An 18057-nucleotide genomic window follows, 5' to 3' on the forward strand; every position below is an offset into this window, starting at 1 on the left:
TGTTTCCACACTCTGCTCTGCCGCCCGCGTTGCGCGGGTTCCGGTGACATGCACCACGGGAACCCGGGCCGGGCTCCCGGCAGTGCACCGGCATGAACCTTTCTTCTGCAGCCCGCCGTCGCGTCCTGCGCGTCCTCGTCGCCGCCGCCGTCCTGGCCACGGTCACGCCCGCCACCGCCACCGCCGCCTCGCCCGACACCGTCACCCTCACCATCCGGCACCTCGACCGCGCCGGCCGCCCGACCGCCGCCTACAAGACCACCGTCGCCGGCCTCTCCGGCGCGGGCGCGGACGCCCACGTGCAGCCGTACGACGCCGACGGCACGGCCACCGTCCGGCTGCCGCGCGGGCGGTACGTGCTGGACAGCGCCCTGACCGCCGACGCGGACGGCGGCGACGACTGGATCGTGCAGCCGCGGCTCGACCTCGACCGCGACACCACCGTCACCGTCGACGCCCGCACCGCGCGCCCCGTCGACGTGCGCCCGCCCGACGGCTCCGCGCGCTTCCTGCACAGCGGGATGTTCCTCACCGTCTCCCACAGGGGCGCGGAGCGGTTCCTCAACCGGATAAACTCCCGCCCGAACCTCCGCGTCGCGCACCTCGGCCCGGCCGCCGAGCCCGGCTCGGTGAAGCAGTGGTTCGACGCGTACTGGTCGTCGCCGAGCGGCGTCGACTACGCCCTCGGCCATACCGTCACCGGTCGGCGCGCCCTCACCGGCCTCACGAAGCACCCGGCCGCGCAGGACCTCGCCACCCTGCGCATCCGCGCCGCGCGCCCCGGCTCGCTCGCCCTGCAGCCATCGGCCGGGCCGACCGTCGGCGTCTCCCGCGCGCTCACCCCGACCGCGCCCGCGACGTACCTCGTCACCCCGGACCGCGGCACGTACGACGTCTCGTACACGACCGACGGCAGCCGCTGCAACGCCGACGGCGTGGCCGTGCGGGCAGGGCGCACCACCACTCTGACCTTCCCCAGCCTCTAAGATGATCGATTCCAAGGGGCGCCCGTGGAGACGTGAACGAGGTGTCCAAGATCGTTGTGTGGCGAACAACCTGGACACCCTCGCGACCGCACTTCACGTGACGACCGACGACCTGCTGAAAGCCGCTCCGTACCTGGCCCCCTGGCGACCGGCGGTGGCATAGCACCCAAGCTCAGCGACGCCGAACTGGCCACCCTGGCGGTGATGCAGGCCCTGCTCGGCTTCACCAGCGAGGCCCGCTGGCTGCGCCATGCCCGAGCCCATCTGCGCCATCTGTTCCCGTACCTGCCGCACTGCCCTGCCGAGGCCAGCCACCTGACCAGCGGTGCCGCCCCTTCCCACCTCCTGAGCGTGCGGGTCGCCCGAGGGTGAGACCCTCCGAACACCCGACTCTTATCGAAAAACAATGCTATCGTTTTTCGATAAGAGTCGGGTGTGGGTGCATGCCTGACGCCTCAGCCGTGGAGGGGAGCACATGAACACGAGCAAGAATCAGGATGGCGCTGCTGAGGTGGGTGTTGAAGAGGAGGGGGAGCCGGTCGCGACGAAGGACGCCCTGGGCGGTCTCGCTGTGCTCGTGCTTCTGGTGCTCTGCGCCGGGGGGCTGTTCTGGCTTCAGCGCCGCGCGGGCTCGGTGCTCGGGGGTGCCGAACGGCACATTCCCATCGGTGTTGCCTTGCTTGCCGTGGGCGCAGCTGTGCGGAACAGGGCCGACCGCGAGGCGTCAGGGTACTTCCGGGTTCTATTGGGCGCCTTGATCGCAGTCAGTGCAGTCGGCGCCGCGGCGGCCTTGGCCACCGGCAGGACGATCACCGAACTGGTCGAGCACCGAGGCGTGGGCCCACTGGAGGTGAAGGCCGCGGTGACCCCCGAATCCATCACGGCCGTCGGCGGTGCCGCAGGGAACGGAATACGTATCACGGGTGGCGAGGCCGTCGTGAGGCTGGCAGATCCCTCCCTCGCGGACCAGCTGGCTGTCCGCCTGGTCACGGCCGGTCCCCTGCTCGTCCTGCTTGCGGTGTCCATCGCTCTGTACGCAATGGCACGCGCCACGAAGGCGGGTGAGCCGTTCGAGGCCCGAGTGCCACGACGCCTGCGGCAGGCTGGCGGCATCTGCGCCTTCGCGGGCCCCGCCGTCCAGGTGGCGAGCTTCGCCTGTACCTCCTACCTCGTAGACCATGCGAATATTGGTGGGAAGCTCGACGTCGCCTTCAACCTTTCGCTCCTGCCCATAGTGGGAGGGCTGGTGCTGTTCGCGCTGGCCGAGGCGTTCGACCACGGCAGCACGCTCCGCAAAGAGGTGGAAGGACTCGTCTGACCCATGGCGGCAGACCCCGACAGCCCGCACCGCATCAGAGTGCACCTCGACACCTTGCTCACCGACCGCGGTATGACCTTGACCGAACTCGCGGACCGGGTGGGCGTCACCATCGCGAACATGTCGATCCTCAAGAACGGCCACGCGAAGGCCGTCCGCTTCTCCACACTGACGGCTATTTGCGACATCCTCGAATGCCAGCCAGGCGACCTCCTCAGTTGCGAGATTGCGTCGAATGATGCCGGTTAGTACTCCAGTGTGGTTTCGTGATCTATCCAGTGGGTTCGCCGTCGGTAGTGGCTGCGTCGGGCTGTTGCCTGGTGGTGTCTGCGCCAGGTGGACCAGTGCAGCAGTCTGGCTGCCGACACGAGTGGCGGGCGGAGGACGGTGCGGAGGAGGTGGCGGCTTTCCGGGACGGTCAACGCGATGGGGTTGCTGCTGCGGGCGGGCTGGTGCGGATCGGTGGCCCGTTGTTGTGCCGCGTCGGCGGCGACGGCGGTCAGGAAGGCCAGGGCGAGCATGGCGAGGGTGATGTGACGGTGCCACGAGGTCCAGTGCCTGACCTGGTAGTGGTCGCGTCCGGCCGCCCTTGGCGGCCTGGAAACACTCCTCGACGCTCCAGCGGACACCGGCGACGCGGACGAGCTGTGCAAGGGTGACCGTGGCGGGTGACCAGCACAGGTAGAAGGCGAGTTCCCCGGTGGTGCGGTTGCGGCAGATCAGCAGGTGGCGGTGCTCGTCGGTGCCGATGTGGATCCAGGCCCAGTCGTAGTGGCGCGTGCCCTTCGCGCCGTTGCCCGCGCTGTGCGGCTGCCAGCCGGTGGCGGGCAGGCGTTCGGCGACGGTGTCCGCGCGGACAGGGGTGCGGCCTTGGTTGATCCGCACCCGCGTCGAGCAGGCGACGGCCATCACGTAGCCGGTGCAGCGTGTCTCCAGAGCGGCACGAAGCTGCGGGTCCTGCCCGCAGGCTTCGTCGCCGGTCACCCACTGCGCCTTCACCCCGGCTTCCAGCGTGGCGGCGATCATCTCCCCGGCCAGGCGGGGTTTGGTCGCGAACTGCACCTCCTGGGGTATCCCGGCAGCCTGGCGGCGCCCGGGATCGCCGCACCAGGACTACTCGGGCAGGTAGAGCCGGCGGTCGACCAGCCCCTCCCCCGGCTGGTGGCGTAGGCGAGGAAGACGCCGACCTGGGAGTTCTCGTTGCGCCTGGCGGTGCCGGTGTACTTGCGCCGCACTCCCGCCGAGGCGTGGCCCTTCTTCACGAAGCCGGTCTCGTCCACGATCAGCACGCTGTTGCCGGTGCCGAGGTGATCGACGGCGTAGGCGCGGACGTCGTCGCGGACGGCGGGTTTTGCGATTTCTCGCCCGCCGTCTCGGGTTGCGCTCGTACGCTCCGGCGCATGGTGGACCCCGAGGTGCATGAGCGGATCACCGCGCGCCGCGAGGAACGGGGGCACCGAAGCTGCTGGGCAATTGCGGGAGCAGAAGCTCTTGGTCGGGCCGCTGCGGGAGCAGTGGCCGGCCCGGTTAATCGGTTGCGGACCTTCGGGATGGAGTGTCTGATCCCGGCTATGACGATTGTGCTGGGTACGCCGACTGTCGACGGGGTACGCGAGGCCATGGCCGCGCTGCGGGAGTGGCAGTACGACGAAGCGCCGATGCAGTTGCATTCCGGGGACATCGGCTGGAACTACCGGTTCGGAACGGCCGAGACGGCCGCGGTGGTCCGGACCTGGAGTCGGGACGGGCGGATTCTCGCGGTCGGGATGCTCGACTCGCCGACGCTGGTGCGGATGACGGTCGCTCCGGACGCTTTCCAGGATGAGAACTTGGCGCGGCGGCTTGTCGAGGACTTCTCGCTGCCTGAGCGCGGCGTGCTGCCGGAAGGAGCGGTGTCCATCGAGGCGCCGCTGGGCCTGCTGCTCCACGACCTGCTGAGCAAGGAGGGCTGGGGCGTCGACGAGCCGTGGACGCCGCTCTTCCGCGACCTCACCGAGCCGGTGGAGGACCCCGGCGTGCAGATCAAGTCGATCGGCCCGAAGCGGGCGCAGGACTTCGCCGACGTTCTGCGGTCGGCGTTCAACACCTCGCGGCCTACGCGCGAGTACTGGCACGCGATGTCGGCGGGACCGTTCTACGCCGACGCCCGCTGCCTGGGCGCCTATGACGACCGGGGCAGCGTGGCGGCGGTGGTGACGGTGTGGTCGGCCGGCCCGGGGAAGCCGGGGCTGGTCGAGCCGATGGGCGTCCACGAGGACCACCGTGGTCGCGGCTACGGCCGGGCGATAACCGTGGCCGGGGCGTCCGCGCTGCGGGAGATGGGCTCGTCGAGCGTACGTGTGTGCACGCCGAGTTCCAACGTCGGTGGCGTCGCCGCGTACAAGGCGGCCGGGTTCGAGGTGTGGCCGGAGGTGCGGGACCGGATCCGGACGGCCTGACGCCGGGGCTGCCAGGTAAGGCGGCAGTCTGGGACGTAGATCGTCTGGCAGGTACGGGATTTGCGAACTCTCATCCGCCGTCTTGGGTTGCGCTTGTACGCTCCGGCGCATGGTGGACCCCGAGGTGCATGAGCGGATCACCGCGCGCCGCGCGGAGCTGGATGAACTCGAAGAGCAGCTGGTCAAGCAGCTGTCCGAGGTGCGGGCCGAGCGGGACGGGCTGGCCCTGGCGGTGGGGGTGTGGCAGCGGATGAGCGAGCAGCTCGCTGACGAGCGGGCAACGGCCGGGTCGCCGGTGGTGCAAGTGGCCGGTCGGGCGGTGCGGCTGGTCCCGGACCGGGCGTCAGGGGTGGCCGAGTCCGCGCTGCCGGCGGACTACCAGCGCATCCTGGCCGCCGTGCGGTAGGCCGGCGGGCCGGTCGCCACCCGGGCCGTCGGTGAGGCGTTGGATCTGGACACCGGGGTGCGGGGCAAGCTGGAGCCGCTGCGCGGGAAGTTGACCAAGCTGGCCGATCGGGCTGGCTGCACAAGCGGGGCGACGGCAAGTTCGCCGTGCGCCCGTAGTCGCCGGACTCGAAGAGCGGGTGGGCGTAACCGGTGGGCACCCGGCGGCAGTTGAGTTTGGTGTGAAGAAAGCAACGAAACCGTCGAGGGCCCTGACGGCCTTGTCTACACCTCCCGCCTGCCGCTGTCGAGCGCCACCTTGAACTATCTCGCCGATCTGATCCGCGGCCACTGCAAGCAGATCCGCTCGCCGTGGCGGGCGCTGCCCGCCGGGAAGATCGCCGGGATCGTGCTGGCGGCGCTGCGCTGTGATCAGCGGCCCGGCGACCTGGCCGGCGGCAACGGCATCCACCGCACCACCGTGAGCCGGTGGGTACGCGAGGTCGTCGGCCTGCTGGCCGCCCGCGCCCAGCGCCTGGATCGCGCGCTCAAGAAGATCGCCCGAACGGGCGGCGGCATCGTACTGCTGGACGGCTCGCTGATACGCACCCGACGCCGCACCGGAGACGCGAACCGGAAGAGCTACTCCGGTAAGGGCAAATTCCACGGACTACTCGTGATCGCACTCACAGATGATCGTGGCCGGCTGCTCTGGGTCTCCGCGGCCCGGCCCGGATGCACCTCGGAGATCACCGCCTGCCGGCACGACCACCTCACCGCCCGTCTGCGCGCGACCGGCCTCGGCGCCATCGCCGACCTAGGCTTCATCGGCCTCGATGACAACGACAACCCGGATGCCGGCCCGGCCGTGCTCACCGGCTACAAGGCCGCCCGCAACAGGCCCCTGACCCCCGGCCAGAAACTGTCGAACACCGTGCTGGCCGCAGTCCGCGCCCCGGTCGAGCACGGCTTCGCCCACCTGAAGAACTGGCGCGTCCTTACAAACCTCCCCACCGGCCCGAAGTCGGCGACCGCGCTGGTCAGGCCCTGCTGGTGCTGACCAACCGCGAAATCGCCCGCTGACCGATGATCTTCGCGAGAGGCATCCGCCCACTACCAGCCCGAGAATTCCGAAGACGACTCACGCCAGACCCGTGACCTGCGACTTCACGATGCACACTGCTCAGTGACTCGCGCAGGGCGGTGTCCATCACGCTCATCGTGCCGCCACCTCGTGCGGACGAGGGCCGCCTCGAAGTTCATGTGATGGACCGTGGTCACCGAGCAGACGAAGTCGTACCCCGAACCGGGAAGTTCTGCGGCGAGGAAGTCTCCCTCGACGAAGGTGAGTTGCGGGCGGCCGGCAGCCAACTCGCGTGCGCAGGCGATCATGTCCGGCGACTTGTCGATCCCTATGACGTGTTTCGCCCGCCCGGCAAGCTTCCGCGCCAGCAGCCCGTCCCCGCAGCCAACGTCCAGGGCATCACCGCACCCCTCAGGAACAGCCCGGAGGATGCCCGGGTGCCGGGCAACGTTGGTGTTCCAGTACGGCTCTGCGGCGGGCTGACGCATCGGATCATCGTAAGGGCCGGTCACGGCCTGCCGAGTGCACACCGACGGATTCGCCGTCCCCATGGGGAGTCGTGATCGCAGGGATGGGGAATTACGTGACGCTGATCATGCAGATCGTGGGGAATTGCCTGACCGTCGACAGCTGCCCGCCACGCACCAACGTGATCCGCGTGCCAGGGTGGTCCACAAGGTCTGCAGGTACTGCACGCACGGCACAGGCAGGCGCTGCGCCTCATCGACCACCAGCACCCGCGCCTCGCCCAAAGCCCCCGTGACCACGGTGTCGGCCAGCGCAGATATGTGCGAAAAGCGGCCCGGCAGCGCCAGAGCGTCGAACACCGCCCGCCTCATGCCGGCCACCGACGGCCGAACCGGCACTGACACCCACGTCACCTTTCGAAACCTGCAGGCACTCCGTGGAGCGCCATCCGCACGGCAACGGTCTTCCCCGGCCCGGGTCGCCGAACACACACCGCGCCCTCCGTCGCCATCGCCTGCCCGACCGCCTGGGCCACCGCCCGCACCGACGACGACCGCACCAGATGCGCTCCCACCGGCAACGCCACACCCGCCACCGCACCGCCCTCCCCCACCGGCAAGCCGCTGGTCGCATCCGGTCCGAGACACGGTGGCGCAGACATCTTCACCGCGCCCCTCCCGCGGCCCGGCCAGGGCGAGGTCAGCCAGCGCCTGATTCGTCTGCTGCTCCTCCCGCTCCCGCCGCACCACCACGCGATCCGGCAGGATCCTGCCGGCCTGAAGATCCCTGCGTACCACCCGGTGCAACGACGCCAGCGAGGGCATCTGACCCCCGGCCTCCTTCAGTCGCGGGTGCAGCGCCGCCACGTTCCCCGCCTGCCTGTGCCAGCACCTCCCACGCCCGGTCGGACAACTCCAGCCGGGCTCGCGCCTGTGCTCCACACGGCCATCCGCCCGCGCCGCCTCCAGCCACCGCCGCACCGTCCGCACAACTCACCCCACCGACCTGCGCGCCCGCACGCACATGCGCCGTGGTCGACGCCCCGGCCGCATCGAGCTCCAGCAGCCGCGCCACCAGCGACATATGGACGTCCGCGCCGCCCAGGAGCCGTCCGCGCGGGGGCGGACGGTGACCGAGCAGGAGCCGGCGGCGATGTCTGGGGCGCTGGAGAGAGAAAAATGTCTTAGATGCCCACCGCAGTCGGCGGAAGGCGCTCCGCTCTGTGATCAGCGCATCTCGCTGGGTTGCCGTACTGGGCCGGTCGGGCGAGATCCGCGCACAATGGGACCATGCGCGGGACAATCGCCGCTGAGACGGCGGAGCGCGAGGATCTGCTTGCTGCGGCCGTCGTCAAAGCCGTCGCAGGAACCGGCGCGCACGCCGGGAGCGTCTTTCTCCGCTCCGGCGACCGCCGCTCGATTGTGCTCGCCGCGACGTGCGGGGTGCCGCCCTCCCTGCTGGGCGGCTGGCGTCTCATTCCGGTGAGCAGCCCGATCCCGGTCGCCGTGGCGTACAGCTCCGGGCGCACGGTGCACCTGGCCGACACCGACGAAACGATGCGCCGGTTTCCTCAGCTCGCGTTGGCTCTGCCGCATGCCTTCGGCTCGTGCTCCGTGCCGGTGAGCGCAGCGGGCGAGACCTTCGGGGCGCTCGCGGTCGTCTGGGGGGCGTCTCAGGGTGGCGAAGGGCTGTCCAAGGCCCAGCGCCGCCAGGTGCGCACCATCGCCAACCGGCTCGGAGCTTCCCTCGACGCGCTCCGGGCCCGTACCGGCGATCCCGTCGAGTGCGACCCGCAGACGGTTCCCGTCGAGTTCCCGGCTCCCTCGGAGTCGGCTGTGCGGGTCGGATTGTTCGACTGGGACCTCGTCGCCGGCACCTTCACCGTGGACGACGAGCTCTGCGCGATCTTCGGTATCGACCCGCGCGCTTTCGACGGACGAGCCACAACGCTTACTTCCCGCCTGCACCCCGGTGACCTCGCTGCCTTCCGGGCCGCGGCCCGCGACGCAGCCGACGAGGGCCGGATCAACGGACGGCGGCTGCGCATACGAGAGCGAACGGGCCATGGCGAGGCGTACCGGACCGTCGAGCTGTGGGGCCGCGTACCGGAGCCTGACGGCGCGCAGGCGCGCACCCATCTGGTCGGCGGGGTCGTCGACGCGCGGGCCGGCAGCGCGGCCGTTGCCGCGGTCGAGCGGCTCCGGGACGGGTTCTTCTCCCTCGCTCCCGACGGACGGATCAGCCACGCCAACCACAGGCTTGAGCAGCTGCTGGGCGTGCGCGGCGACGAGCTGCTCGGCCAGTGCCTCTGGGACGTGCTGCCGTGGCTGTCCGACCCCGATTTCGAGTACCGGCACCGGTCCGCGATGATCTCGCAGACGCCGGTCTCCTTCCTTGCATGCCGCCCGCCCGACCGGTGGCTCGCCTTCTACCTCCATCCGGAGGCGGACGGGGTGACCGGCCGGGTGGTCTCCGTGGAGCATCCTGCCCCGGGTGCGAAGGCAGGGGCTGCCCCGCCCGCGGGAACAGCACCTGCCCCATCGGCCGTGTCGGCACCCGCGGCCGCGTCGGCGCGTCTCGGCGTCATGTATCACGTCCTGCAGCTGGGCAGTGCGCTGACTGAGGCAGTCACCGTCCGCGAAGTCTGCGATGTCGTCGCCGACCAGCTTCTTCCGGCCTTCGGCGGCCAGCAGCTGGCGATCTACGTGGTCCGCGAGGGAACGATGCATTTGCTGTTCCACACCGGCCACCACGAGAACTTCCCCGACCTGCCGGAGGGCGTACCTCTGCACGCCCGCCTTCCCGGTACGGAGGCTCTGACCTCCGGGGCCCCGCTCTTCATCGAGTCACGGCAGGACCTCTCCCAGGGATACCCGGACATACCCGCGGGCGAGGTGAGCTCCTGGGCATATCTGCCGCTTATCGCCTCCAGCCGCCCCGTGGGCACCTGTGTTCTCGGCTTCGACGAGACCCATCCGTTCTCCGCGAAGGACCGCGGCGTCCTCACTGCACTTGCCGGGCTGATCGCCCAGGCCCTGGAACGAGCGCGGCTCTACGACTCGGAATTCGCCCTCGCCCGCGGTCTGCAGCAGGCCCTCCTGCCACACCGGCTGCCGGCAGTCCCGGGCGCCCGCAGCACCGCGCGCTATCTGCCCGGCACCAGCGGAATGGACATCGGCGGCGACTGGTACGACGTCATCCTCACCGGTGACGGAGTGTCTTTCGTCATCGGAGACGTGGAGGGGCACAGCATCGCTGCCGCGGCAACAATGGCTCAACTTCGCAGTGCGGTACGGGCCTTCGCGGCGGTGGGTCTGACGCCCGGTGAGGTGGTGGCGGGCGCCAACCGGACCCTCATCGATCTCGATGCCGGGCTGCTGGCCAGCTGCTGCTACATCCGTTTCGACCCCCGCAGCCACCAGGCATACGCCGTCAGTGCCGGCCACCTCCCGCCTCTGCTCCGCCGCCCCGACGGGACGACCGACGTCCTCGACCTGGACGTCGGCCCTCTTCTCGGTGTGGATCGCACGAGCACCTATCCGGGAACCCGTCTCGGCCTCCCACCGGGCTCCGTGCTCGCCCTCTACACGGACGGCTTGGTCGAGGAGCGTGGCACCGGCATCGACGTGGGAATCGACCGGCTGCGGGCATCCCTGGCCCACGCCCGCGCGGATTCACTGGACGAACTCGCTGACCGGCTTCTGCACGACGCCCGACGCTCCCCGTACCGCGCCGACGACATCGCCCTGCTGCTCACCGAGTACGGTCCGGTCCTGGCGCCGGATGACGCATGAGCCAGGCCTGCGGTCCGCTCGGTGCTGCTGGTGTACGGCCGCAGGTAGGCCCATTCTTCGAGCAGGGTGCGGTTGAAGCGCTTGACTTTGCCGTTGGTCCGGAGGCGGTAGGGCCGGATGCGTTTGTGGGCGATGGCGCCGCGGTGAGGTCGCATGGTTACCCATCGCTGAAGGCGTGTCGCACGTCGAAACCAACTCCCCCTGGTCAGTCTGCTTCGGGAAGCTCCAGTGGTCAGCCGGAGACAGGGGCCCTCAGGAACGGTCATGACCGTAGCCACGAGAGCACCTGCAAGACCACCAGCCTCAGGAGCCTTGGCTCACACCGGATGATGGGTGAGCGGATCACCCTGATGGACTGCCGGCCACTTGATCCTTCGGGACGTCTCCCCCGCCGGAGGCGGTTCCGGCGATCCGGTGCAACGGCTGCAACGGCTGCAACGGCGGTGGATGCGCACCCGTGTGCCGCCTGGCCCATGCAAATGCTGCGCTGCAGTCACGACACCACCTGACGACCTTGGGGCACGTCACGGCCATAGCCGTCGATCGGCAGGGGTTTGAGAGGGCGGTTCGTGAGTCTTTGAGTAGTCTTGCCGTCGCCTGATGGCGGTGCCGCCCACGGAATCCGGCTCCCGCGGACGCGAGCGGTCTTTGGAGCCGCATCTCGGCGGGCAGGCCCTCTGTCGACGGGCCCGAACGGCGACCCCTGACCGCCACGCCCTTCCCGTGCACCGACGGGGCGTGGCACGGGACGGCCGTACGAGGGGCGGGAGTCGGGGGGAACGATATGTGGGATGAGGAGCGGGAGCGTCACCTCGAGGATCAGCAGCGGTGGGGCGACACCCACCGCGGCCCGACCCGAAGCCGGGGAGGCTGCTGCTCGTTGGCGGCTCTGCTCGTCCTCGCCTACCCCGCCTATCTGCTGTACGAGTATGCGCACCGCGACAGGGTCCGGACGAGCACCGTGGTGGTCTGCCGGAAGGGAGAGTCGGGCGGTGAGCTGACCATGACCACCAGCTCGGGCACCTTCCGCTTCGTCGACTCCGGTCCCTCGACCGCGCGGACGTCCTACGACGAGGTCAGGGTGGGTTGGATGTACGAGGTCGCCTACCAGGGTGGCCGTACGCCCGGTGCGACCCCGTTGGAAGTACGGGCACTGACGCCGCGGTCCGCAGTGTCCGGCGCAGAGTTGCGCCACGCCTGTGCCGGAGTTCAGGCCCCGTCCTGAGGCTCCACCAGGTCACACCAGGTGGCGAGTTCGGCTCGGGTCGCTATGGTGGCCGGGTGGTCGGGGCCAAGGACGCGTTCGCGGTCGGCGAGCAGCCCGGCGAGTGCGGTGACGGCGCCGGCCGTGTCTCCCGCCGTGCCCTGCCAGCGGGCCAGGTCGTGGCGGGTGGTGAGCACGTGCGGATGGTCCGGGCCCAGTACGCGCATCCGGTGTTCGAGGAGGTCGGTGAACGCTTCGACGGCACCCGGAGCGTCGCCCGCCTCGCCGCGCCAGAAGGCCACGCCGTGCCATGCTGCCAGGGTCAACGGATGATCGGTGCCGAGGACGCGTTCTCGGTCGACCACCAGGTGGGCGAACGCGTCGGCGGCACCGGAAGGATCGTCCGAGCGGCCCTGCCAGCGGGCGAGGTTGCCGCGGGCGGCCAGCGTGTCGACGCAGTCGGGACCGAGCACACGGCCCATGGTGCGGACGAGTTCGGCGGTCATGGTCGCGGCGCCGCCCGTATCCCCCGCCTCACCCCGCCAGCGGGCGAGATGGCTGCGTACGGTGAGGGCCTGGCGGCTCTCGGGCCCCAGGACGCGTTCGCAGTCGTGCAGGAGGTCGGCGAGCCCGCCCGCGGCACCCGCCGCGTCGCCCGCCTGCCCGCGCCACGAGGCGTGCTCGAAGCGCGCCGTGTGCGTCGCGCGGTCATCGGCTCCGAGTCGCTCGGCGGCTGTATGGGCGAGCTCGTGGAAGTACTGGGTGGCGGCCGTGACGTAGCCGCTCTCCCCGAGGCTCGTGCCCAGGCGGAACAGCAGGGCGTGGGCGCCCGGCTCCCACAGTGCCTCGGGGCTGTGCCGCAGCAACGCGTCCGCGTTCGTGCGCAGTGCCCCCGCGAGTACGGTGTCGCGCTGGATCTCGGGCCAGGCCGCGGCGAGTGCGTCGGCGGCCGTGCGGGCCACCTGGTGGCGGCGCTCCTCCGACAGCCCGTCGCGGACGGAACGCTGGACGAGCTGGTGCACGCGGATCGCGTGATGGGGCGTGTCGGGTATGTGCTCGAGAAGGCTGAGCCGGTTCAGGACCCTCAACGCGCCGGTGACCTGATCGGCGGGAAGCGGCTCGGCGGCGGTGCCGAGATGGACCAGCACCGGTGCCGCACTCATGACGGCGCCGGGGATCCCGTTGGGGTCGAGCATCGCGGCCAGGTGAAGGACCCGGGGTGCCAAACCCCCGGGCCGCATGGTGCCGGCACGGTCGATGGAAAGGGACCAGGTTGCCGCCGCCGTGGTCGCCTGGTCGTCAGGGAGGAAGCCGCCCTCCTCGGGCATCGTGTCGCGGAGTTTCGTCGTGCGTGCGGCGAGCAGCCTGCGGTACGCGGCGCAGTCGAGGCCCTCGTCGACGAGGTGGGCGGCGGCCTGCGACAGCGCCAGCGGCAGATACCCCAGGTCCGCGGCCAGGGCTGCCAGCTCCGCGGGAGGTTCTCGACGGTCGCGGGCGGCCAGAACCTCCGTGAGGTACGAGACGGCCTCCTGCGCAGTGAACAGGCCCACGGTCACCATCCGTCTCCCGTGTCCGCTCAACGCGGCGTCCTTGCGGCGGGTCGTGACCAAAGTACGGCCCAGGGGATTGCCGGGGGGCCACAGTCCGCGCATGTCCGCCAGCTCGGACAGGTCGTCCAGGACGATCAGCCACCGACAGCGCGGGGATCGCGGTTTGGGTTCGAGCCAGGCGAGGAACTCCCGGGCGGCCTGCTCCGGCCGCTCCGGGTCGGCGCCCAGAACGTCGGCCGCGGCGTGTGCGTAGCCCGACAGGACTTCGGCGCGGCTGCTCGCGGTCACCCACAACAGCAGATCGACCGCGCGCTCCCGCCACGCTCGGCGCGCGTACTCGGCGGCGAGCTGCGTCTTGCCTACACCGCCCAGCCCGGAGAGGACCTGATGGAGCACCGCAGTCCCACCATTCCCCACAGCCGTGTGCAGCAGCCCGGACACGGCCCGGTACTGGAAAGCCAGAGCACGGGGCGGGATGACACCGACCTGGTGCGGCAGGTGCTTCCGGGCCCGCGGCGCCTCCTGGTGCACGACGGTCAGCGCATGGATATAGCCGCTGTTGGCCACGGCCCCACGCCCGGACGCCGTGGCGTTGCCGGTGCCCGCAACGCTCACGGTGCCGGACTGCCGCCCGTCACCGGACGGTTCCGGTCCCCGGTAGCCGGTCGTCGCCCTCCCTCCGTCGCCGGCCTCGGCGTCCCCCGTGTCCGCCACTTCCACGGAGGGCCCCGGCGCCCCCGGCTCGGCTTCCGAACCCATGGCCCCGGCACGCGTGTCAGCACATCCTTCGTCGGACCTCATTGCGGCACCGGCCCTCAGTCGTATTCGATGCCGGTCGAGGCAGCGCTGCCCGGGCCGTGTGCCGCGGCGTCACCGGTCCGCTCGGCCCGCGCAGAACCGGCCCCGTCGGCGGCTCCGCGACGCCGTATCCCCGTACGAGCCGCTCCCCCATCCGTACTCTCGGCCTCTCCCGTGTCGACGACCGTGTCGTCCGGCCCTGCCGGTGGTCCGCCCGATGGCTGAAGCAGCGCCCATACCACCGCCGCTACGCCCGTACCGGCCTGGATCGACGCGCCCACGAACTGCCCGGTGTCAGGACTGTCGAGCAGCCACACCACGGGCGTCAACGCCGTGACCAGCAACGCCACCACGATAATGAGGATTCTTCGGCCGCCCCGCACCATGTGTGCCCCCTTGGCGTGACCCCCTGTGCGTCGCGGCTCCCCCTCGACGCACCGCCTGGGCAAAGGCTTCCCCGCTCCTCGCTGCCGTACACGGTGGTCCGTGCCGCATCAGGATCGTGCGAGTGGACGCCGCAGGCGGGGACAGCCCCGTATCCTCACCGCGTCCCTGCACGGATCGAGACCACGCACACGGCGCCCTCGGGACGGCGTCTGAGCCGCGCCGCCGGTCACCGGACTCCGTAGCCAGCGCTGTTGTCGCCTGCGACCCGGCTCCCGAGGACGTCCAGACCGCCGGCACGACTTCCCGACGGCGGGCGGCGTCTCCCAGCGCCATGAACAGCGGCTCGGCGCCGACGGACAGGGTGACTAAGTCGGCTTCGCGTTCGTAGCGTCGGTGGAGTCGGCGGCAGCCGACGAGCCGGGGCATGGTGCGTTCGATGGTCCAGCGGTGGCGGCCCAGCCGTTGTGAAGTCTCGATGCCTTTGCGGGCGATGCGGTGGGTGATGCCGCGCTCGCGTAACCATCGCCGCAGGTGGGAGTAGTCGTATCCCATGTCGCCGTGTAGCTTGCCTGGCTTGCGCCGTCTGCGTCCGCGACGGGACCGGATTGGCGGTATGCCCTTCACCAGCGGGATCAGGGCCTGACTGTCGTGCAGGTTCGCCGCCGGGATCCCGACAGAGATGGACAGACCTGTCCGCTCGGTGATCAAGTGGATCTTTGAGCGTACTTGCCCCGGTCGACAGGAGTCGGACCTGTCAGGTCCCCCCTTTCAGGGCCCGCATGTTCACCGAGTCGATCGCGCAGCGGGACCAGTCCAGCTCGCCGCGGGCGCCGAGCTCATCGAGCACCACGCGGTGGAGTTTGGCCCACACCCGAGCCTGCGACCACTCGCTGAACCGCCGGTGAGCCGTTGCCCCCTGACAAGCCGAAGGACGCTGTCGGCAGCTGCTGCCACGTACAGCCCGACGTGGCCACGAACACGATCGCCGCCAGCACCTCCGGTCGCCATGCCGACGCCGACCATCGCCCTGAGGCCGACACGGCGCGTCCAGCACCACCCGCTGGCGAACTGTCGCGCCTACGACTTGCTTGAGCAGTCGGTCTCGGTCCAGATCGCCCGGAGGTCACGGCAGACAATGGTGAGTGTGCCCTCCCAGCAGGCGACTTCGTGGCTGCAGCCGTCCCTGTGCGGCAGGACCTCGTCGAGAATCACCGCCCCGGGGTCCGCCCCTCGGTCCTCGTCGACAGGATCGATGGCGAAGCTAGACACCCCTGTGTAGCGGATGACGAGGTCTCGGTCATGTTTCCAGCAGTTGTGCTGGAACTCGACCTCCATCTCCTCGCCGCCGGCGCCCCGGACGGCCCCAAGCGTCAGGTCCTTCACACATCGCCTGCTCTGGAAGTCGTAGTGGTCCCTGTCAGTGGCGAAGGCCCGAGCACCCGGCGGCAGATCACCGGAGATCGAGGGCAGATGGTCAAGGTAGCGAGCCGGGTCCAAGACTCCTGACAGGTCGCCGACCTGCGCATCGAGATTGACGTACTCCATCGACCTTCGCCCCTGCTCGTGGCTTCCTACTGGCCGACGAATCGTCGCACGGACTCACCAAATGAGATGACGTCTAAGTGATCGACCACCTGCGCGAGAAGGGTCGCGGGGTCGATCCGATCTGCCGGATCCTGCAGCTGTCGCCGTCGACGTACTTCGCCCGCAAGAAGCGGCCGAAGTCGGCCCGAAGCCTCCGCGACGAGCAACTCATGCCGCTGATCGAACAGCTTCACGCCGACTCCGGTGGCACCTATGGCGCCCGCCGGATCACCCGCGCACTGCGATGCAAGGGGATCGTCGTGGCCCGCCGCACGGTCGAGCGGCTGATGCGCGAGCTGGGTCTGGAGGGCGTCATCCGCCGTCGGCGGCGGACCACTGTCCCCGATCCGTCGGCGCCCCGCCCGCCGGACCTGGTCGACCGGGACTTCCGAGGTGGCAACGAACAGAATCGCGGCCAGGACTCCGCGATCGTCAGCCCTCCGACGTCCACCGCCTTGCGGACGCACCGGCGCCTCGGGCTTCACTCGAAGGAAAGGATCCCACAACTGTCTGGCACCAGCTGCCGCACCAACTCCCTGCCATGACAACGAGGACCCCGGCCAACCGTCGACAGGAAGGTACTCGATGCCGGCACGAACGACTCCGGCAAGCATCTTCGAGGGGGCATGACCGACCATGACCGACTACCTGCAGGCCGTCGCCGCTCAAGGCCGGTCCGCACGGGTCGGGGCGGCTCTCCACGAGGACAAGTGAGTAGCGCGTGCCGAGGGGACCGGCCGGGTTCCGGGGTGGATCGGATCAGTCGCGTTCGACGATGGCGTTCAACTCCCGCGTCAGGCGCTCTACGGCGTCCTCGGGTGTCTCCCTCTGGGCCAGGGTGTCGTGGACCACCGCCTGGATTACGCTGCTCACCTGTTCGTACTGCGTGCTCTTCGGCCGCGGCTGGGCCGCCAGCACGCTGTCGCGCAGAGTCGGCAGATACGGGAACCGGCGCACCAGGGACGGGTCCTCGTACACGTCGGCCCGCACAGGTGCGAGCCCGCCTTCGGTGAGCATCCGGCGCTGGACCTTCTCGCTGGTCAGATAGGCGAGCAAGTCGGTTGCCGACGCCTTGTTCGGGGAGTTCTCGTTGATCGCCAGGTTCGACCCTCCCAGGACGCCGACGGCGGACTCGTTCAGACCGGGCAGCGGGGCCACATCGAACTTGCCCGCCACCTTCGAGTCCTTCCCGCTGGCCAGTGGGTAGACGTAAGCCCAGTTGCGCAGGAAGAGCAGGTTGCCGTCTTGGAATGCCTTGCGGGACTCCTCCTCCTTGTAGGTGAGCGCCTCCCTGGGGATCCATCCGTCGCGCACGCCGTCGGCCAGGAAGGCCAGGGCCTTGCGCGTCTTCTCGGAGTCCACCGTCACCCTGGTGCCGTCGTCCGAGAGGATCGAGCCGCCGGCCGACTGCACGGCCTCGGTGGCGTTGACCGTGAGCCCCTCATACGGCAGGAACTGCCCCGCGTAGCCCTGGAGGCCGTACTTCGGAGCCACCGTCTTCGCCAGGTGCTCCAGCTCCGCCCAGGTGCGCGGTGGGCGCTCGCCGGCCCGGTCGAGGATGTCCTTGCGGTAGTAGAGCATCCCGGCGTTGGTGATGTACGGCAATGAGTACAGTTCCCCGTCAAGGGTCGCGGTGTTCACGACGGGCGGCAGGAATTCCTTGATCGGGAATCGGTCGGCGTTCAGCCGTGCGAGCCAGCCCGCGGCGGCGAACTCCACCGTCCACGCCACATCGAGGTCGAGCACGTCGAAGCGGTCGCTGCCCGATCGCAGGTGGCTGGCCATTTGGGCGCGTGCCTCGTCCGAAGACCAGGGGAATTGCAGCAGGGTGACCTTCTCGGTCGGGTGAGTACGGTTCCACTCGGCCAACACACCTCGCGTGTAGCCGGACGGGTCCGCGCTCGCGACCATCGTGAGGGGACCACGGCCATCCGATCCGCCTTGGTTTCCCGAGGAACATGCGCCCACGGAAGCCGCGAAGATCAGCGCCGTGGCCAGAAGGCCCCCGATCGGAGCACGATTCCGCCGCATCGGTTCCTCCCGGCCCATCGGTGCCTGCCGC

The 18057-nt window shown here is 70.0% G+C and carries 16 protein-coding genes and 5 pseudogenes; 10 read left to right on the forward strand and 11 right to left on the reverse strand.

Going from position 1 to position 18057, the window contains the following annotated elements:
- The first annotated feature begins 92 nt into the window (after positions 1-92).
- The 4 genes and pseudogenes from FVS66_RS17535 to FVS66_RS17550 all read left to right on the forward strand — a co-directional run bounded on the left by FVS66_RS17535 (position 93) and on the right by FVS66_RS17550 (position 2553).
- Positions 93-986, forward strand: coding sequence for a hypothetical protein (locus FVS66_RS17535; RefSeq protein ID WP_149182117.1), 894 nt, complete (start codon positions 93-95; stop codon positions 984-986).
- Between the two features lie 58 nt (positions 987-1044).
- Positions 1045-1277, forward strand: a pseudogene (locus tag FVS66_RS17540) (IS982 family transposase); the annotation flags it as partial.
- Positions 1278-1461: 184 nt separating this feature from the next.
- A complete protein-coding gene (locus FVS66_RS17545; protein WP_149182118.1) occupies positions 1462-2304 on the forward strand; it encodes a DUF2975 domain-containing protein in 843 nt (280 codons plus the stop codon).
- 3 nt (positions 2305-2307) lie between these two features.
- Positions 2308-2553 carry a helix-turn-helix transcriptional regulator gene (locus FVS66_RS17550; RefSeq protein ID WP_149182119.1) on the forward strand — a complete coding sequence of 82 codons (246 nt, stop codon included), beginning with the start codon at positions 2308-2310 and terminating at the stop codon, positions 2551-2553.
- Here FVS66_RS17550 and FVS66_RS17555 read toward each other — a convergent pair.
- The 3 genes and pseudogenes from FVS66_RS17555 to FVS66_RS36875 form a co-directional block, all read right to left on the reverse strand.
- Positions 2550-2825 (reverse strand): hypothetical protein, encoded by a 276-nt coding sequence (locus FVS66_RS17555; RefSeq protein WP_149182120.1) that lies wholly within the window; start codon positions 2823-2825, stop codon positions 2550-2552. The two genes, FVS66_RS17550 and FVS66_RS17555, sit on opposite strands and share 4 nt — an antisense overlap.
- Before the next feature lie 391 nt (positions 2826-3216).
- A pseudogene (locus FVS66_RS36870) lies at positions 3217-3366 on the reverse strand (IS701 family transposase); the annotation flags it as partial.
- Positions 3327-3974 (reverse strand): transposase, encoded by a 648-nt coding sequence (locus FVS66_RS36875; RefSeq protein ID WP_399225754.1) that lies wholly within the window; start codon positions 3972-3974, stop codon positions 3327-3329. The gene FVS66_RS36875 and the pseudogene FVS66_RS36870, both read right to left, overlap by 40 nt.
- Between FVS66_RS36875 and FVS66_RS17570 the strand changes: the two genes are divergently transcribed.
- The 3 genes and pseudogenes from FVS66_RS17570 to FVS66_RS17580 all read left to right on the forward strand — a co-directional run bounded on the left by FVS66_RS17570 (position 3876) and on the right by FVS66_RS17580 (position 6209).
- Positions 3876-4742 carry a GNAT family N-acetyltransferase gene (locus FVS66_RS17570; RefSeq protein WP_149182122.1) on the forward strand — a complete coding sequence of 289 codons (867 nt, stop codon included), beginning with the start codon at positions 3876-3878 and terminating at the stop codon, positions 4740-4742. The genes FVS66_RS36875 and FVS66_RS17570 overlap by 99 nt on opposite strands.
- Before the next feature lie 109 nt (positions 4743-4851).
- Positions 4852-5148 (forward strand): hypothetical protein, encoded by a 297-nt coding sequence (locus FVS66_RS17575; protein WP_262387050.1) that lies wholly within the window; start codon positions 4852-4854, stop codon positions 5146-5148.
- 276 nt (positions 5149-5424) lie between these two features.
- Positions 5425-6209 (forward strand): annotated as a pseudogene (locus tag FVS66_RS17580) (transposase family protein).
- Positions 6210-6293: 84 nt separating this feature from the next.
- Here FVS66_RS17580 and FVS66_RS17585 read toward each other — a convergent pair.
- Positions 6294-6698, reverse strand: a complete 405-nt coding sequence (locus tag FVS66_RS17585; protein WP_262387052.1) for a class I SAM-dependent methyltransferase — start codon at positions 6696-6698, stop codon at positions 6294-6296.
- 105 nt (positions 6699-6803) lie between these two features.
- A complete protein-coding gene (locus tag FVS66_RS35070; RefSeq protein WP_222946948.1) occupies positions 6804-7082 on the reverse strand; it encodes an ATP-binding protein in 279 nt (92 codons plus the stop codon).
- A gap of 885 nt (positions 7083-7967) precedes the next feature.
- Here FVS66_RS35070 and FVS66_RS17595 point away from each other — a divergent pair.
- Positions 7968-10472: a SpoIIE family protein phosphatase gene (locus tag FVS66_RS17595; RefSeq protein ID WP_149182123.1), complete on the forward strand. Its 2505-nt coding sequence runs from the start codon at positions 7968-7970 to the stop codon at positions 10470-10472.
- An 8-nt stretch (positions 10473-10480) separates the two neighbouring features.
- Here FVS66_RS17595 and FVS66_RS17600 read toward each other — a convergent pair.
- Positions 10481-10606: pseudogene (locus FVS66_RS17600) on the reverse strand (integrase core domain-containing protein); the annotation flags it as partial.
- A 746-nt stretch (positions 10607-11352) separates the two neighbouring features.
- Here FVS66_RS17600 and FVS66_RS17605 point away from each other — a divergent pair.
- The gene (locus FVS66_RS17605) at positions 11353-11697 is read left to right on the forward strand and encodes a hypothetical protein (RefSeq protein ID WP_149182124.1); all 345 of its coding nucleotides are present in this window, start codon (positions 11353-11355) and stop codon (positions 11695-11697) included.
- Here FVS66_RS17605 and FVS66_RS17610 read toward each other — a convergent pair.
- The 4 genes and pseudogenes from FVS66_RS17610 to FVS66_RS17625 all read right to left on the reverse strand — a co-directional run bounded on the left by FVS66_RS17610 (position 11682) and on the right by FVS66_RS17625 (position 15956).
- Entirely contained in the window at positions 11682-13841 is a 2160-nt protein-coding gene (locus tag FVS66_RS17610) for a tetratricopeptide repeat protein (RefSeq protein WP_187645567.1), read from the reverse strand. The genes FVS66_RS17605 and FVS66_RS17610 overlap by 16 nt on opposite strands.
- Before the next feature lie 200 nt (positions 13842-14041).
- On the reverse strand, positions 14042-14377 hold the full coding sequence (locus FVS66_RS17615) for a hypothetical protein (protein ID WP_316248194.1): 336 nt from the start codon (positions 14375-14377) through the stop codon (positions 14042-14044).
- Positions 14378-14780: 403 nt separating this feature from the next.
- Positions 14781-15522 (reverse strand): annotated as a pseudogene (locus FVS66_RS17620) (IS5 family transposase); the annotation flags it as partial.
- The gene (locus FVS66_RS17625; protein ID WP_149182126.1) at positions 15489-15956 is read right to left on the reverse strand and encodes a hypothetical protein; all 468 of its coding nucleotides are present in this window, start codon (positions 15954-15956) and stop codon (positions 15489-15491) included. The pseudogene FVS66_RS17620 and the gene FVS66_RS17625, both read right to left, overlap by 34 nt.
- A 77-nt stretch (positions 15957-16033) precedes the next feature.
- Between FVS66_RS17625 and FVS66_RS36880 the strand changes: the two genes are divergently transcribed.
- The gene (locus FVS66_RS36880) at positions 16034-16540 is read left to right on the forward strand and encodes an IS3 family transposase (RefSeq protein WP_149182127.1); all 507 of its coding nucleotides are present in this window, start codon (positions 16034-16036) and stop codon (positions 16538-16540) included.
- Positions 16541-16754: 214 nt separating this feature from the next.
- Here the strand turns inward: FVS66_RS36880 and FVS66_RS17635 are convergent, their stop codons facing one another.
- A complete protein-coding gene (locus FVS66_RS17635; protein ID WP_149182128.1) occupies positions 16755-18026 on the reverse strand; it encodes an ABC transporter substrate-binding protein in 1272 nt (423 codons plus the stop codon).
- Positions 18027-18057 lie beyond the last annotated feature (31 nt).

This window comes from Streptomyces sp. TRM49041 (genome assembly GCF_008271805.1).
In the GTDB taxonomy this organism is placed as follows: domain Bacteria; phylum Actinomycetota; class Actinomycetes; order Streptomycetales; family Streptomycetaceae; genus Streptomyces.

Coding starts and splice junctions, on each gene's coding strand:
- FVS66_RS36875 (WP_399225754.1), bottom strand. CDS start 3,974: ATGCAACTGCATCGGCGCTTCGTCGTACTGCCACTCCCGCAGCGCGGC.
- FVS66_RS17550 (WP_149182119.1), top strand. CDS start 2,308: ATGGCGGCAGACCCCGACAGCCCGCACCGCATCAGAGTGCACCTCGAC.
- FVS66_RS17545 (WP_149182118.1), top strand. CDS start 1,462: ATGAACACGAGCAAGAATCAGGATGGCGCTGCTGAGGTGGGTGTTGAA.
- FVS66_RS17570 (WP_149182122.1), top strand. CDS start 3,876: ATGACGATTGTGCTGGGTACGCCGACTGTCGACGGGGTACGCGAGGCC.
- FVS66_RS17555 (WP_149182120.1), bottom strand. CDS start 2,825: ATGCTCGCCCTGGCCTTCCTGACCGCCGTCGCCGCCGACGCGGCACAA.
- FVS66_RS17585 (WP_262387052.1), bottom strand. CDS start 6,698: ATGCGTCAGCCCGCCGCAGAGCCGTACTGGAACACCAACGTTGCCCGG.
- FVS66_RS17535 (WP_149182117.1), top strand. CDS start 93: ATGAACCTTTCTTCTGCAGCCCGCCGTCGCGTCCTGCGCGTCCTCGTC.
- FVS66_RS17595 (WP_149182123.1), top strand. CDS start 7,968: ATGCGCGGGACAATCGCCGCTGAGACGGCGGAGCGCGAGGATCTGCTT.
- FVS66_RS17575 (WP_262387050.1), top strand. CDS start 4,852: ATGGTGGACCCCGAGGTGCATGAGCGGATCACCGCGCGCCGCGCGGAG.
- FVS66_RS17635 (WP_149182128.1), bottom strand. CDS start 18,026: ATGCGGCGGAATCGTGCTCCGATCGGGGGCCTTCTGGCCACGGCGCTG.
- FVS66_RS17625 (WP_149182126.1), bottom strand. CDS start 15,956: ATGGAGTACGTCAATCTCGATGCGCAGGTCGGCGACCTGTCAGGAGTC.